18 protein-coding genes are annotated in these 15,246 nt (G+C 33.6%); 12 read left to right on the top strand and 6 right to left on the bottom strand.

From position 1 onward, the window contains the following. Window positions 1-137 precede the first annotated feature (137 nt). Entirely contained in the window at window positions 138-1,205 is a 1,068-nt protein-coding gene (locus KORDIASMS9_RS18785; protein ID WP_114904327.1) for a methyltransferase, read from the bottom strand. Window positions 1,206-1,354: 149 nt separating this feature from the next. Between KORDIASMS9_RS18785 and KORDIASMS9_RS18790 the strand changes: the two genes are divergently transcribed. From KORDIASMS9_RS18790 to KORDIASMS9_RS23950, 4 genes are all read left to right on the top strand, one after another. Next, complete coding sequence (locus KORDIASMS9_RS18790) at window positions 1,355-1,789, top strand: MarR family winged helix-turn-helix transcriptional regulator (protein ID WP_114904328.1); 435 nt, start codon at window positions 1,355-1,357, stop codon at window positions 1,787-1,789. A 37-nt stretch (window positions 1,790-1,826) separates the two neighbouring features. Beyond that, window positions 1,827-3,161: a S41 family peptidase gene (locus KORDIASMS9_RS18795; RefSeq protein WP_114904329.1), complete on the top strand. Its 1,335-nt coding sequence runs from the start codon at window positions 1,827-1,829 to the stop codon at window positions 3,159-3,161. Between the two features lie 467 nt (window positions 3,162-3,628). Continuing rightward, window positions 3,629-4,567, top strand: a complete 939-nt coding sequence (locus tag KORDIASMS9_RS18805) for an IS1595 family transposase (protein ID WP_114904331.1) — start codon at window positions 3,629-3,631, stop codon at window positions 4,565-4,567. Next, window positions 4,560-4,691, top strand: coding sequence for a hypothetical protein (locus tag KORDIASMS9_RS23950; protein ID WP_256387001.1), 132 nt, complete (start codon window positions 4,560-4,562; stop codon window positions 4,689-4,691). The genes KORDIASMS9_RS18805 and KORDIASMS9_RS23950 overlap by 8 nt, the downstream gene beginning before the upstream one ends. 266 nt (window positions 4,692-4,957) lie before the next feature. Here the strand turns inward: KORDIASMS9_RS23950 and KORDIASMS9_RS18810 are convergent, their stop codons facing one another. Next, window positions 4,958-5,428, bottom strand: a complete 471-nt coding sequence (locus KORDIASMS9_RS18810; protein ID WP_114904332.1) for a hypothetical protein — start codon at window positions 5,426-5,428, stop codon at window positions 4,958-4,960. A 271-nt stretch (window positions 5,429-5,699) separates the two neighbouring features. Between KORDIASMS9_RS18810 and KORDIASMS9_RS18815 the strand changes: the two genes are divergently transcribed. The 8 genes from KORDIASMS9_RS18815 (at window position 5,700) to KORDIASMS9_RS18850 (ending at window position 11,832) form a co-directional block, all read left to right on the top strand. After that, complete coding sequence (locus KORDIASMS9_RS18815; protein WP_162820050.1) at window positions 5,700-6,140, top strand: JAB domain-containing protein; 441 nt, start codon at window positions 5,700-5,702, stop codon at window positions 6,138-6,140. Next, window positions 6,076-6,867, top strand: a complete 792-nt coding sequence (locus KORDIASMS9_RS18820; RefSeq protein ID WP_205318011.1) for a hypothetical protein — start codon at window positions 6,076-6,078, stop codon at window positions 6,865-6,867. Before KORDIASMS9_RS18815 ends, KORDIASMS9_RS18820 begins: the two co-directional genes overlap by 65 nt. A gap of 121 nt (window positions 6,868-6,988) precedes the next feature. After that, a complete protein-coding gene (locus KORDIASMS9_RS18825) occupies window positions 6,989-7,231 on the top strand; it encodes a type II toxin-antitoxin system ParD family antitoxin (protein WP_114904335.1) in 243 nt (80 codons plus the stop codon). Then, window positions 7,228-7,527, top strand: a complete 300-nt coding sequence (locus KORDIASMS9_RS18830) for a type II toxin-antitoxin system RelE/ParE family toxin (protein WP_114904336.1) — start codon at window positions 7,228-7,230, stop codon at window positions 7,525-7,527. The genes KORDIASMS9_RS18825 and KORDIASMS9_RS18830 overlap by 4 nt, the downstream gene beginning before the upstream one ends. Window positions 7,528-7,665: 138 nt before the next feature. Beyond that, window positions 7,666-9,591 (top strand): BatA domain-containing protein, encoded by a 1,926-nt coding sequence (locus tag KORDIASMS9_RS18835; RefSeq protein WP_114904337.1) that lies wholly within the window; start codon window positions 7,666-7,668, stop codon window positions 9,589-9,591. Beyond that, on the top strand, window positions 9,588-10,841 hold the full coding sequence (locus tag KORDIASMS9_RS18840) for a dihydroorotase family protein (protein ID WP_114904338.1): 1,254 nt from the start codon (window positions 9,588-9,590) through the stop codon (window positions 10,839-10,841). The genes KORDIASMS9_RS18835 and KORDIASMS9_RS18840 overlap by 4 nt, the downstream gene beginning before the upstream one ends. After that, window positions 10,841-11,167 (top strand): hypothetical protein, encoded by a 327-nt coding sequence (locus KORDIASMS9_RS18845; protein ID WP_114904339.1) that lies wholly within the window; start codon window positions 10,841-10,843, stop codon window positions 11,165-11,167. The genes KORDIASMS9_RS18840 and KORDIASMS9_RS18845 overlap by 1 nt, the downstream gene beginning before the upstream one ends. Window positions 11,168-11,178: 11 nt before the next feature. Continuing rightward, window positions 11,179-11,832: an alpha/beta hydrolase gene (locus KORDIASMS9_RS18850; RefSeq protein WP_114904340.1), complete on the top strand. Its 654-nt coding sequence runs from the start codon at window positions 11,179-11,181 to the stop codon at window positions 11,830-11,832. Between the two features lie 71 nt (window positions 11,833-11,903). Here KORDIASMS9_RS18850 and KORDIASMS9_RS18855 read toward each other — a convergent pair whose 3' ends face one another. From KORDIASMS9_RS18855 to KORDIASMS9_RS18870, 4 genes are all read right to left on the bottom strand, one after another. Next, on the bottom strand, window positions 11,904-12,242 hold the full coding sequence (locus KORDIASMS9_RS18855; RefSeq protein WP_114904341.1) for a bulb-type lectin domain-containing protein: 339 nt from the start codon (window positions 12,240-12,242) through the stop codon (window positions 11,904-11,906). A 373-nt stretch (window positions 12,243-12,615) separates the two neighbouring features. Beyond that, complete coding sequence (locus KORDIASMS9_RS18860; protein ID WP_114904342.1) at window positions 12,616-13,068, bottom strand: Na(+)-translocating NADH-quinone reductase subunit F; 453 nt, start codon at window positions 13,066-13,068, stop codon at window positions 12,616-12,618. A 199-nt stretch (window positions 13,069-13,267) separates the two neighbouring features. Next, window positions 13,268-13,930, bottom strand: coding sequence for a hypothetical protein (locus KORDIASMS9_RS18865; RefSeq protein WP_205318012.1), 663 nt, complete (start codon window positions 13,928-13,930; stop codon window positions 13,268-13,270). A 179-nt stretch (window positions 13,931-14,109) separates the two neighbouring features. Next, complete coding sequence (locus KORDIASMS9_RS18870) at window positions 14,110-14,844, bottom strand: hypothetical protein (RefSeq protein ID WP_114904344.1); 735 nt, start codon at window positions 14,842-14,844, stop codon at window positions 14,110-14,112. Window positions 14,845-15,246: the final 402 nt, after the last annotated feature.

Raw genomic sequence — 15,246 nt, forward strand, 5'->3', positions numbered from 1 at the left:
AGTAAAGGCTAGAAGAAGAATGTAAAAAAAGAACCGATGAAAACGGCAAAATAAAAGAAAGTAGAGAAAAAGGCTTAGTAGTGTGGTTTTCATTCAATTTCTAAAAGAAAAAATTACAACTCTTGAAAACTCTGTAGTTACACATTCGTTAGCACCCAAAGTTCAACAGACTCATCCGCACGCCAATGTTGATCTCGCTTTGTGTTTTTGGAAGCTGATTTGACCGATTTTTTAAAACACTTTTCCAATTGAAATCTTCCGCCTTCCGCCAATTCTTTTTCTATGGGATGTGCATTTGCTGCATTTGTTAGTTGTCCTAAATTTGAAAAAATCAAGACTAATTTTCCATCTGGCAACAACATTTTTTTTGCTTCCTTGAAGAAATCAGGAAATAAATTTTTAGGATAATAAAGGGCTTCATCAAGTGTATTTATCTCTTTTGTTGTTGGCAACCACGGCGGATTGAACACAATGAGTTCTGTCGGTTTCTCCCATTTCCCAAAAAGGTTTCCAAAGTCAACTTCAATTTTTCGCGACAGTTTTGTGGTTCCCATAAATTCCTTTAAACCAATAATGGCATTCGGGTTTGTATCGGTTCCAAATACTTTTTGAAAACCGTGTTTTATGAGTTGAAACGAAAGGATTCCACTTCCAAATCCAACATCAATGGCTGTTTTTTTAGCGCCTTTGTAACGCTTCAACCAATTGTCAAAAAGTTCTAAATGTTCAAAACGCGTTGGAAAATATACTCCATAATATGGATGCAATTTATTTCGAAGTACCGGAATAGAAATTCCTTTTTGATACCATTGCCAAGCACTATTTAACCCTTGAATTTGTGATAATGGCAAAAAGAAGTTTTTATTTTCTGGATACAACTTTTCTAACCAACCGATGACAGGCGATTTTTTTACGACTAGTTTATGATTGGTAATTTCTATCAAAATTAAGTTTGAAAGTCTGTGATATACAGAACGATACTTGCGCTGCTCCAAAAACGTTCCGTTCAACATTTTTTTCTTCAAGTATATATGCAGCGCTTTCAATAAGTCAAGTCCATTTGAATAAAATTCTGTAATCAATACATGTTTTCCCGATTCTAGAACTTTAATTGTGCCTTTAATATCCATTCCACGATAAAACAGTGCGATTTCTATTTCTGGAATAACTGGAGTAGGTTTATTTGAAATAAGTACAGCATCCATAGAACAGTTGATTTCGTGTGAAGGTAGGCAATCCTTTTGGCTAATTACTACGATGTATGAATTATATCTCAAGCTATTTTTCTTAATATTTTCTAAAAAAGATTGTTTACAATTGATATATCAACTATTATTGTGTCAAATAATTAAATATGAATCTAAAATCTCCTGCTGAAACTATTTTTTACACAATAGAATCCACGATCAAAGAATACCGAAAGTCATCGCAAAAAAAACTTTCTAACGAAGTAAGTGACATGACGATTGATCAAGGAATGATTTTGGCTTTTTTAGATCAATATCCTGAGAAAACTCAGAAAGAAATTGCCTCCATGGCCTTTAAAGACAATGCTTCTATGACTAGAATGTTGGACTTAATGGAGAAAAAAAAGTATTTAAAAAGATCGATCAACCCAGAAAATAGGAGAAGATATAAGATTGAAATTACCGCCAAAGGAAAGCGAGTTTTAAAAACCTTAGCGCCAATTATCACAAATAATCGTGAAAAAGCACTCAACGGAATTTCAGCAGAAGAGCTTCAACAAGTGGAAACCATTCTCTTGAAAATTAAATCAAATTGCAATTAACATACGCGTCATTCATACATTATCAAAAAACGAAAACATGAAAAAAATCACCTTACAAATAATTATTGCTTGCTGCTTCCTCTTTTGGTCAACCAGCAGCCTGAAAGCTCAAAACAAACAAGTCAATGTAACGCAAACACAAATCAGTACTGTTATTGATTCGGTTGTTCGCATTTTAGATGTAAATTATATTTTTCCCGAAGTTGCCACAAAAATGAACGCAAAAATTCAAGAGAATTTTAAAAAAGGAACGTATAAAAAAATCAAAGATCCACAACTATTAGCTTCTACCCTAACCGAAGATTTACAAGCCATTAGCAAGGATAAACACTTGCGCGTTATGTACAATCCGCAACAAATTGCTGCACAAGAACGTGTAGTTACAACAGAAGATAGTTTGGCGTATGTTGCAGATTATGTAAACCAAATGAAGTATCAAAACTTTGGTTTTAAAGAAGTTAAAATTCTCGATGGTAATATTGGGTATTTGGATTTACGCGGTTTTATGGACACGGAATACGCGAGTGAAACTGCCGTTGCTGCTATGAATTTTCTCAGCAGTGCCGAAGTGATTATTATTGACTTACGTCAGAATGGTGGTGGATCGCCAAGCATGATTCAGTTAATTACCAGCTATTTATATCCTGCTCGACGCATTCATTTGAATAACTTTTACAACCGATCCGCAGACGTTAGCACACAAACATGGACGTTGCCGCATGTGCCTGGGAAACGAAATCCTGATGCGAAAGTATTTGTGTTAACAAGCAGCAGTACTTTTTCGGCTGCGGAAGAATTCTCCTATAATTTGAAACATTTAGAACGTGCTACGTTAATCGGAGAAACTACAGGCGGCGGCGCGCATCCTGGTGGAACCATCAATGCTGCAGAAGGTTTTATGGTATGGACACCCACGGGAAGAGCCATCAATCCGATAACGAATACCAATTGGGAAGGCACTGGTGTAGAACCGCATGTAAAAGTAACAGCGGACAAAGCCTTGGAAGTTGCCGAAATGAAAGCCTTGGAATATTTGGCAGCGAAAGCTACGGATGAAGCTTTAAAGTTTCGATACAATTGGGCGTTGACCAACAAAAAAGCCATGTCGAATCCGATGACTGTAAAGGAATCTGTATTAAAATCATACATAGGCACGTATGAAGTTCGCAACATTACGATGGAAAACGGACAACTCATCTACCAACGAGAAAACCGCGGAAAACACACATTAGTGCCTGTAAGCGAAAACGAATTCATGGTAGGAAACATTTCTTTTTTTAGAATCCGATTTGTAAAAGAAAACAACAAAATCGTCGCGCTAGAAGGCTTGTATGACGACGGACGCACTGATAAAAACTTAAAAACCGACTAAACCCTAATCAACCTAAAATTGAAAAGAGAATCTTGTTATGAGGTTCTCTTTTTTTGGTTTTAGGTGATTTCTTAGGATGATTACGGGAAACCGCAATTATAATACTAATGATTCATTATATTAATGATTATAAAACAATTTTTAAGGCAATGATAACCCTGCGTAACCCACTTAAAAAAATCAATAGTGTTTCACTTTGAAGATTTTGTACTCCTTGTAAACAATCGGATATTCTTTTTTTCTTACTAAAGTGTTGTACTTTGGAAAGTCTTTCCCATCCATAAACTCACAAACCTTTTTAAGATTCCCGAAAGTAGAAATAACTTCGCAATTTTGTAACAAAACGAAAAATTTTCTGTCTTTTATCTGTTCTTTATATGTAGGCATTGAACAAATATACTAATATTTTCGAATAAAGTTGTATATATCAATATTTTCGAGTATATTTGTATTGTAAATATTGAACTATGTGTAACAAAGCAAAAGATTTAAGGGATTTCGATAGTTTATTTGAGTTATTAGATTATTTTTCTACTGAGGAAAAGTGCGAAGATTATCTTTCGGTTTTACGCTGGAACGGAAACCCTGTGTGTCCACATTGCGAAAGTGACAGAGTTAATATATTGAAAGGTAAGAATAAAAGATACAAGTGTTACGGATGCAGAAAGCAATTTAGCGTTAAGGTTGGAACTATTTTTCATGATACCAAAATATCTCTAAGAAAATGGTTTGTAGCTATTTACCTTGTAACATCACATAAAAAAGGGATTTCCTCGCATCAGTTAGCAAGAGATATAAAAGTGTCTCAAAAAACAGCTTGGTTTATATTACAACGTATAAGAGAAACATATAAACCTGCAAAAGAGAAATTTTCAAATGATGTTGAAGTAGATGAAACATACATAGGCGGTAAAGAAAAGAACAAACACCACAACAAAAGAACACCAAATACACAAGGCAGAAGCGTGAAAACAAAAAAGCCTGTACTTGGAATACTTGAAAGAAACGGAAAAGTTTATGCTATTCCTGTAAAAGACACCAAAGGAAAAACCATAATTCCAATTATGAGAGAAAAAGTGGTTAAAGGTTCTAACGTTTATACAGATGAATACAGAGCGTATCAAGCATTGAAAAAAGACTACAATCACGATATAGTTCGACATTCAGCAGATCAGTACGTTAGCGGTGTAGTTCATACAAATAGTATTGAGAACTTTTGGTCACTATTAAAAAGAGGTATTGATGGAATTTACCACCATGTAAGTGAAAAACATTTGGATAAGTACGTAAATGAGTTTACCTTTAGATATAATAATAGAAATCTAAGTGAAGGCTCAAAGTTTGATATTGCAATAGCTAATGGAGTAAATAAACGCTTAGATTATAAAACACTAATAAGTGAGTAAAAAAGAAAATAAGGACGATGTAGAGCGTCCAAAAGAAGATATTAAAATAGAAGATTCAGAACCAAAATTCAAAGAAGTTTTAACTTCTATTATTAGTAAAAAGCCGAATAAAAATAAAAATTAGTATATTCGCTTAATGAAAAAACGCCAATGGTACGAACATTGACGTTTTAAATTAGCTTTCTGGAGTGCTTAACAGCAAGGATATGAGCCAAGTGTTAACATAACTTTCAGCGATGTATGCTTTTGCAAAGCCCTTCGGCTAATTTTCGACTTTCAGTTAAACGCCGTACTCTAATGAGAAGCCGCACACGTTTAACCTACGGTCTGACACTTCCAAATGAGGGAAGCCAAAACAAGTATTTTACAAGCACTCGAAAGAGTGCTTTTTTATTCTCCAATAACAACTTCTGTTTTTTCTATATTCATTGGTAGCAGATTTTCGTTAGGTCTATATTCCTGTTTAAAATCGTTTTCATCTATCCATGTTGGAAGCCCCCAATAACTTTCTCTGTTAGAACCATTATATTTCACTATTGCTAACTCACTACTTTTCTTTAGTTTTCTAGCTATATTTTTAATATCAATATCATTGGTATTATTAAGCTTGTCAAATGTTTTTTGAACTTCATCTAATTTAACAGCATTCTTTAACGTGTTATTAAATATCCACATTATTTGCTTCGATCTGTTAGCCCTTAAAGGGAATGAGTTTTCGTCTTCGATAACTGTTGGCTCTTCGTAAACAATAGAAACCTGCTTATCTTTTCCATATCCGTATGAATCTAGTAGCAAGTCTATTGCTTCTATTCTGTTTTGCAAAGACTTTCTTTCTTTTAATAATTCATCTATTAATACCATTTCTTTTCTTGTGAAGATTAATACAAAGCAAAGATATAAATTAAATTTAATAATAAAAATAAAAATTAAATAAAATCAAATAAAAGTAAAATACACTTTACTATCATGGTATTGTTTGTAATATTAATGACGCATAAGATGTTTTTAATATTTGCTTATTAATAAAAGATTAAAGTAAAATGTATTTTACTAAATGCACAAAAAAATGTATGTTTTTTTTAGATAAATGTATTTACATTATATTGTTATCTTTGATTCAAAGACGAATACCATGAATATACGTTTACCAAAAGACGAAGACATAAATATCGCAAACGGCGAAGACATAGCGCGTATCATGCGCAAAATACTATTAAGGCAAAATCGACTGCATCCTAAAAAGGAATACTTTTGGACTATTGGATTAAGCGCGGGAAATGATATTGACTACATAGAATTAGTATCATTCGGAAAAATAAGCCTTGATAAAATCGAGCCCGTAGACGTTCTAAGCTTCGCAGTATCGAAAAAATGTACTAAAATTGTGATTTGTCACAACAAAACAAAAGGAAATCTACAACCAAGTAGAAGCGCGCAGAAACTTACCTATAAAATACTACAAGGCGCAAAGACACTAAATATTTTACTGCTTGACCACATAATTATATGTGAAAACGAAGAATATTTCAGTTTTGGAGATAGTAAAGCGTTTCCTAAAGAGGGAGATTTTTAAAATATTGTCTTTGGGTTACGCAGGGTTATCATTGCCATTTTTAATCATGAAAAATGAAAATTTAGAAAATTCTCTTTTTGAGACTTTAACCGATAATACTTTAGATTTAGGATGTGACATAAGTGAGTTAACAATAGATCAATTTATAGAAAATGATATGTTAAAAGACATCCCTTTCTTCTCTCTTTTTTACAAAAGTTTTAAAGCTATTCAAGGAGTTAGAGAAACATTATTCATAATGAAAGTTTATAAATTTATAAAAGAATTTGAAAAAATTAAGCAAAATGAAAAAATTCAATTCAACAATAAAATAACTTCTAATAAAAAAGAAAGAATTAAAGTAGGACAAACTCTTATTATGATTCTTGACAAAATTGAGGAAGTAGATAAAACACAAATAATAGCAAATCTTTTTTCTGCATATATAAGATCTGAAATTACTAAATCAGAATTTACTAAACTCGCATCCATAGCCGAAAAAGTTTTTATAGATGAGTTGTTATTATTTTCTAAAATGAAAGACTATGATGAAATTGATCTTGAAGTTCAAGCTAATCTCAGCTCTGTTGGATTAATGTTTCCAATAATTATGGATACAAAATCAATTTATGGAGATTCTGTGTTAATTGATGAAATTAATAATAAAAATAGGATCGTTTATGTAATTAGCAAATTAGGTCTTAAAATGAAAAAACATGCTTTACATAATAAACTTATAATCTCTTAAAAAACATTAAACCTCTAATCAAACCCTATTTTTAAAAATACAATCCAAATACTAAAAGCAATTACCATAAGATTTTGAAATGTTACCAAAACTTGGTAACTTTGAGTGAAATCATTTTTTTATGGGGAAAAACACATCTATATCACTAGGAAATCATTTTGAAGAATTTATTAACGAAGAAGTGAAGTCTGGCAGATACACTTCTGTGAGTGAAGTGATTCGCTCAGCTTTACGCTTACTTGAAAGTGAAGAAAAAAAAGAACGTGCTTTGATTAAGGCCTTGGAGATTGGAGAACAAAGTGGATTTGTTGAAGATTTTAATCCTGATGAAAATTTAAAAGCACTGCATCGTAAACACCTATGAGTTCCTCTAATTATCGCATCAGTAAAGAAGCTATTAAAGATTTGAACTCTATTTGGACGTACACCTTTCAAAAATGGTCTAAAGCGCAAGCAGATTCTTATTATCAAACTATTATTAGTGAATTTCAATATATCTCAGATAATTTCTTGATTGGGAAATCGGTTGAAAATACTAGAAAAAATTATCGTGTATTAAAAGTTAAATCACACCTCATATTCTATAGAAAAATAGATGATAATATTGTTGAGATCGTTAGAATTTTACATCAACAAATGGATAGTAAAAAAAGATTATAGTAATTAAATAGATTCTAAATAATTACCTAGACATATAAACTAACAAACTCCTAAACTCCTTTTAACAAATCATTATAAACCCCAAAACACCATAAAATAAAATTAATCGTTTATATTTGAACAAATGTTTAGTTAGGAATGCAATTCAAATACCCAGAAGTACTTTACGCACTATTTTTACTCCTTATTCCTATTCTCGTTCACCTTTTTCAGTTACGACGTTTTGAGAAAACCGCATTTACGAATGTCAAATTTCTCCAAAATGTAATTCTGCAAACGCGAAAGAGTTCACAGTTAAAGAAATGGCTGATTCTCTGTACGCGCTTGTTAGCCATTGCTGGCTTAGTGTTTGCCTTTGCACAACCGTATTTTGCGAATCGTGATATTGTGAAAACGGAGAAAGAAACGGTGATTTATCTCGACAATTCGTTTAGCATGCAAAGCAAAGGTGAAAAAGGTGCATTATTGAAACGCGCCGTGCAAGAATTGCTAAACACGGTTCCCGAAGAAGAAGAAATTTCGATTTTTACAAACACAGAAACCTTTAAGAATACGACGATTAAAAGTATTCGAAATGAATTGTTACGCTTAGAATATTCGCATGAACAAGAACCGATTCCTAGTGTGATTCTGAAAGGAAGAAAACTATTTTCAAAACAACAAAATTCTGTCAAAAACCTAATTCTGATCTCTGATTTTCAGCAGAATGAACAATTGTCAGTTCAGACAGACAGTACATTCACAACAAATTATATTCAACTGAAACCTTCCAATGGCAACAATATTGCGCTCGATAGTCTGTACATTGCCGAACAAGACGCAAATTCGGTAAAAATTGCCGTTGTAGTGAAAAATTCAGGTGTTCCGGTGCAAGATGTGCCCGTTTCATTGTATGATGGCGAAAGTCTGATTGCAAAATCGTCTGTGAGTTTGGAGGCGGAAAAAAGCTCGGAAGTGCGCTTTTCCATTCCTTCCAACAAAGTAATTCAAGGAAATGTGCGCATTGATGATACAAGTTTGCAATTTGACAACAATCTGTTCTTCAACATTAACAAACCCGAAAAAATTAATGTGCTCGCCATCAACGAAGCAGATGATGAATTTCTGAAAAAACTATACACGGACGACGAATTCAACCTGATTTCTTCACCACTCACACAATTGAATTATAACGACATTTCTACACAACAATTGGTCATTTTGAATGAATTAAAAACCATTCCGAATCCGTTGTTGACAGCACTGCGTAGTTTCAAACAAAACGGTGGTTCACTCGTGATCATTCCCGCCAAGGAAAGCAATCTAGCAAGCTATAACGAACTTTTAAAAACAAATGGGTTTAGCTTTTTACAAGAAGTGAAAGACACCAACGAAAAGAAAATTACCAAGATTAACTTTTCGCATCCGTTGTTTACCAATGTGTTTGAGAAAGAAGTGACAAATTTTCAATATCCGAAAGTAAATCAGTATTACGGTTTGGTGACGACTGCCGCAATTTTACGGTTTGAAAATAATCTGCCATTTTTGATCGAAAATAACGAAACATACATATTTACGGCACCGATTAATACTGAAAATTCCAACTTTAAAAATTCGCCCTTAATCGTTCCAATTCTCTATAATATTGGAAAAAATAGCTTGCGTTTAACCAATTTATATTACACGCTAGGGCGCGAAAATACCTTTGATGTACAAACATCTCTCGGACAAGATGCCGTCTTAACGATTGCAAAAGCTGATGAAGAATTTATTCCGCTACAACAAACCACCAATACCAAAGTTCGATTGACTACAGAGGAATTTCCAGCAAAAGCAGGTATTTATAGCATCAAAAATCAAGCTGCTGAATTACAACAAATTAGCTATAATTTTGATCGAAACGAAAGTGCATTACAATACCATACTATCAAAAATCTGTATCCTGAAAATACGCATACAACCGTGGCGCAATTTTTTGAAGATTTAAAAAATGAACAGTCCGTAGCTTCGCTTTGGAAATGGTTTGTTATTTTTGCGCTAGTATTTCTAGGTATTGAAATGTTGATTTTAAAATTCGTTAAATGAACCTCATCATAAAATCCGCCACTATCATTGATGCAGCGAGTGAACATCATCACGCTACAAACGATATTTTGATAGAAAACGGAATCATCACACAGATTGCCACTTCCATAGAAAATCCAAACAATTACGACGTTATTTCACTTGAAAACCTCCATATTTCGCAAGGTTGGTTTGATAGCAGCGTGAGTTTGGGTGAACCTGGATTTGAAGAACGCGAAACGATTGAAAATGGATTGAAAACGGCTGCAAAAAGTGGTTTTACAGGAATTGCAGTAAATCCGAACGCACATCCAATTGCCGATACGAAAGCAGATATTGCCTTTTTAAAAGCACAAGCCTTTGAAAATGCCGTGAACCTCTACCCTATTGGCGCGTTGACGAATGCAAGTGAAAGTGTGGATTTGGCGGAACTATTTGATATGAAAAACGCGGGCGCGATTGCGTTTGGCGATTATCAAAAAGCCATTGAAAATCCGAACTTGCTGAAGATTTCGTTGTTATATGCAGCTAATTTTGACGGTTTGGTATTGTCCTTTCCACAAGAACGTAAAATTGCAGGAAAAGGAATTGTCAACGAAGGACACAACAGTACGCGATTAGGCTTAAAAGGCATTCCGTCCTTGGCGGAAGAATTGCACGTGGCGCGCGATTTGTTTTTGTTGGAATATACCAAAGGGAAATTACACATTCCGACGATTTCTACAGCAAAATCGGTTCAGTTAATTCGGGAAGCGAAAGCAAAAGGTTTGAATATAAGTTGCTCGGTTGCGATTCATAATCTCATCATGACGGATGCAGAATTGGAAGAATTTGACACCAATTACAAAGTATTGCCTCCATTGCGCACAGAAAACGACCGAATTGCGTTGATAGAAGGTTTGCAAGACGGAACCATTGACATGGTGACTTCCGATCACAATCCGATTGACGTAGAACATAAAAAAGTAGAATTTGACAATGCCATGTATGGAACGATTGGTTTGGAAACTGCTTTTGGTGCCTTGCAAACGATATTTGATACAGAAACGACAGTAAAATTACTGAGTTCTGGAAAAGAACGATTTGGTGTGGAAACTTCGTCAATTTCAGTAGGACAAAAAGCGAATTTCACGCTTTTCAATCCAGAAGGAAATTACACATTTACCAAAAAACACATTCACAGTAGCTCACAAAACAGTGCTTTTTTAGGCAAACAATTAAAAGGAACTGTGTACGGAATCATTCATAATCAACAAAAAGTAGTTTCGTAATGGATGCAAAAACCATAGAAGAAGGTAGACAAGCCGCGATGATTTCGTACTTGACACTTATTGGACTCGTAATTGCCTATTCGATGAACATGGAAGTCAAAAACAAATATGCTGCCATGCACATTCGTCAGTCCTTAGGATTGAATATTATGTTTTATTCCATTGCCATTTTTGTTGGCTATTTTAATAGTTGGATGGTTTCTGGACCGTTTTACGTGTTTTTCGTCGTATTATGGACCTTTGGATTCGTCAATGCCATACAACGCGAACACCTACCAATTCCACTCGTCGGCGATTATTTCCAGGAATGGTTTAAAAATTTTTAACACACATCAACATGCAACCAAAAAAACTATCACTCCATCATATCATCAGAATGCCAAAAGTGGAAACAGAAAACGCACCTGCGATTATTTTGTTGCACGGCTATGGAAGTAATGAAGAAGATTTGTTTTCGTTTGCCAAAGAATTGCCTGAGAATCTATTTGTGATTTCGGTTCGCGCACCTAGAGATTTGCAACCATACGGATATTCTTGGTATGACATTCACTACACGGCGACGGAAAAAATAAGCAATGACGAACACGCGATTGAATCGAGAGATTTGGTAGCACAGTTTATTGATGAAGTTATTGCGAATTATCCTGTGGATGCAAAAAATGTAACGTTGCTAGGATTCAGTCAAGGAACAATTTTGAGTTATTCTGTAGCGTTTACCTATCCTAAAAAAGTAAAAAATGTAGTTGCGTTGAGCGGTTATTTGAATCACAATATCTTTGATTTTGATACTGATAAAAACTATCATCATTTAAACTTTTACTGTTCTCATGGAAGTGTAGATCAAGTCATTCCTGTAGCAGCCGCACGCCAGATTGAACCGTTTATGAAAGAACACAAGCTCAATTACGTGTACGAAGAATATCCTGTGGGACATGGTGTTACTCCGCAAAACTTTTATTCGTTTAGAACTTGGTTGGAGAAACGGATTTAGCTTAGAAAAATTAGCCTATTTTCAAAATGTGAAAATAGACTAGTTTTCAATAAAAAAAATTACGGTGCTTATTATCTACCTACTGTATTAGTTTTCCACGTGGGAGAATAAATGACAAAATTTCCATCATTTTGAACTTTAGCAAACCCACCTGCATACTTTCTATTACTTGATTTCCATAAGATTTTTCCGCTTCCTCTTTGTATGACAAGTCTACCACTATTTTTCATAATACACTTATTACGATCATCTTCTTTGACATGAGTTCGCCAAATTACCTCATCATTGATTGCATTGTATAAAAAGAGATTTCCTTTAGTGGAAAATCGTAACTTATAATTTTTATTCTCAGAGAAAATCTCGCTTCCTCTATTTAATACTTCTCCAGATAATAATCTGTCTTTTGACATGATTTAAAATTTTAATTGGTTTTTCCTACTCTATTTAAGCTTTTCGGATGTCGCTCGTAGAAAGCTTTTAAGACGTCTTTTTGTTGCTTTTACAGTGTAAATGTATTTACGATATTGTTATGAAAATGATTTTTTTCGTGAGTGAAGAAAAATTAGAAGTCAATGAAGAATTATGCAGAATAAAATTATAGAAACAACTTAAATATGATCATGAAAGCAACAGATTGCCATGATTCGCTCGCAACGAATCGTAGTTTTAGCTTGTTTGTTAGCACAAGTATAAATTCAAGCTAACTTTCTTTTAAAACGTTTTTGAGAAGTAGCTGGATTGTGTTTGAAAAGTTTCTCAATACTCAATACTAACACCAAAAACCTAAAAAACCAACTCATGTGTTGGTTGATCATTCTCGTAATCGAATAGTTTGGAGTAATCCATAATGTTGGAGATGCCTTCCAATTGACAGAGATACGCAATCACTGCGGAAAGTCCGTTGAAAAGGATTTCTTTGTCTCTGGGATTGTCAGGTTTTTTATTTTTGTGATGAAATGGAAGTTCATATCCGCAAGCATCTAAGAAAACAGCTTCGATTTTTAACAATTCTACAGGTGTGTAGCCGCCAAATTTACGTCCAAAACCTTGATTCACCTTTCCAACATAGTTCAACTCTAGTGAACCGTGATCGTCTGAAAGATGCTTCCAACTATCGGTATTGTCTAGGATGTTTCCAACCGCACACTGTTTGCAACATTCCGGATTGATGGTGTTGTTATGAAATGCTTCATACAGTTTTCTAATGGCGTCTTCGAATCGTTTTGAAATTATCATGTCACAAATTTTTCTTATCCTTTCAAAAGATACAAAAAAGTCAAAAAAAATCTAGTTAAGAAATTGTACAGAAGTTATTAATTGGAATGAATCTAAATAATGAGCAATAAAAATTTTGAATCTGACAGGAAAATGCAGCAAAGAAAAGTTTAATTCATTTCATAATATTTCGACTCCGCTCTATGTGAAGAACAAAAAACTACTCCTCTTTTACAATAATCATCGTCGCTTTGATACCTGTGGTTAAATTCCATTCGTTGGCAGAAATGAGTTCACCTTTGTCATCATACACACGGAATTCGGCAGTATTTGGTCCAGAAGAACCTTGGTTTAAGGCTTGAAAGTCTATTTTATTGAACCCTTTTTGTAGTGTAACGTCTATTTTTTTGTAGGCGGCACCTAACAGAATATTTTCTATCACCACCACATCATTTACATATACACGCACGCGATCACCGTCTACAAATTCATGATCTCGACATACAATTTCGACAAATTTTCCATTGCTTTTAAAATCACCCAAGTACTGCTCTACTTTGTATTCAGGGCGAATTTGTTTATCTTTATTATTGAGTTTCCGCTCAAATTCTTTGTTGCGCGTTACATATTGTTCCGCTCCTGTAAAACTAATTTCTTTTTCTTCTTTGAGAGAAGCACGCTTGGATTTTGGTAATGGAATAAAGCTAGAACGCTTATTTTTAAATAAACTTGGCGTTTTAAATTCCATGAATTGTGACGCTTTTTCTTGTGGTTTTAGCGGTTCTTTTGGTTTCGGAAATGAAAGCTTGATACGACCTTTGGAGATATCAGTGTCGTTTGTCTTTACTTTTGTAGAATCTTTTTGCGCATGCATTGTCAGCATCCCGAGAAAGATACAAACAAAGGCAACACGAAATTTCAATTTTACACGATTTGTGAACAACATTCCTGATTTCTTAGGCTAACGTTTATGTATACTACAATATTACACATTTTTTTAGTTAGATATTTAAATCTTAACATACAATTATTATTCCAACTTTAAAAGTTCAAACGAGTTCATTACGTCCATTCAATTTCGGTTAATTCTAAATGTACAATTTTTTTGATTCCCAAATTGATATTTTTTCGCTTCCAAAAACCACTATTTGGGTGATGCACTTGATATTCAACATCAATGACACGCGACAGTTCCTGTGAAATGATTCCTTTAAAAGCACGTGTACTTCCGTTGATATAATAGTCAAATTTGTGCTGTTTGAGGTAATTCATAAAGTCGTTTCGGTACTTTAGATTGATCCAACCGTAAAACCAAAAATTTAACCGCGTTTGGTTGCTTCCTGTTTTTCCTAATAAGTAATGCAATGAGGTTTGATACGGAACTAAAGTATAAAACGTAATTTCAAAATGATCACTTTCTACTGTTGAAATTTGCGGCATTAATTCCAAAAAACCTGCTTTAAAGCTTTGAAAATATCCTGCAAGTGGGTTCATGGCTCTAAAATCATTTTTATAGTCAAATTCATTCTTATCTGGTGCTTCTACGGTAAAAAGTATTTTGGTGTAGGTTCTATTTTCCGAAGGTTCAACTTGCGGTTTGCCGTTTTCAATCCAAAATGTCCAAGGTTTTACCAAATGTGGTGCTCTGAAAAAACGATCTTTAATGATGACAAAATCACTTTGCACGTCAAAAAATTCTTCATTTTCATTCGCAATTCGATTAAAATCATCCAGTTTCAAGCTGGTTACACGTTTACTTTTTCTGTTATATACAGGAATTGTTTGCACAATTTTCATATCGGGGAATGCTTTTGCAGTGCATATTTAAGTATTCTTTTGTAGACTGAAAATTATTTTTTTCAACAATGAATTTGTTAACTTCTTTTTAGATTTTTTGTGAATGGAAATAAAGTCAACAGCAATAACGATTTACGTGTATTTTATTCTGCAAAAAGAAAAACGTCCTTAATTATATAATTTAGGACGTTATACGTATCTGATTGATATATTAAGCCGAATCAATCAGTATGTGAAAATAGTAACTAAACAGCAAATTATGTTAATATCTTCCTTTATAAAGTTACAAAAAAAAGAGCCCAATTAAAATTGAGCTCATAAAAACTTTTGTTAAAGTTTTTTGATAGTATTGCTGAATTACAAACCTAACACTTTTATTTTTTTGTAGGAAATTATATTTTA

The sequence above is a fragment of the Kordia sp. SMS9 genome (genome assembly GCF_003352465.1).
Lineage (GTDB): Bacteria > Bacteroidota > Bacteroidia > Flavobacteriales > Flavobacteriaceae > Kordia.